This window comes from Paraburkholderia sp. JHI2823 (assembly GCF_038900695.1).
In the GTDB taxonomy this organism is placed as follows: domain Bacteria; phylum Pseudomonadota; class Gammaproteobacteria; order Burkholderiales; family Burkholderiaceae; genus Paraburkholderia; species Paraburkholderia mimosarum.
Genome location: NZ_JAYMRY010000318.1, coordinates 1 through 411, shown reverse-complemented (window position 1 = coordinate 411; position 411 = coordinate 1). Strand labels below are relative to the sequence as shown.

Here is a 411-nt window from a genome sequence, read left to right as displayed (position 1 = left end):
GCGCAGGGTCGCCTGAATGCTCGCGGAGCCTTGCATGAACGCTATCAGTTCGACGCCGCGCTCGACCTTCACGCCGAGCGTCGCCAGATGCTCGGTCAGCAGCCGTTCAGTCACGGACTGATCGAGAAACAGCAGATAGGGATAGCGCGTATGCAGCGGATCGAAATCGAGCTGCGCCAGTCGCATGCCGTTCGAAAACAGGTTCGCGACGCGCGCGCGATGACCGAGTTCGAGAAACGGTTAGATCAGCCGGTGCTGCTCGAGCAGTTCGAGCGTGCGCGCCTGAATGCCGATCGCCCGCGAGTACGGATTCGGCTGCGGCTCCTTGTCGATCAGACGCACGGGGATATGCGCACGTGCGAGACTCATCGCTGCGGCAAGTCCGGTGGGACCGGCCCCGACGATCAGCAC

Annotated in this window: 1 pseudogene; it reads right to left on the bottom strand. The window is 63.3% G+C overall.

The annotated features are described in order from the left end of the window. Positions 1-411 (bottom strand): annotated as a pseudogene (locus VSR34_RS38815) (FAD-dependent monooxygenase); the annotation flags it as partial.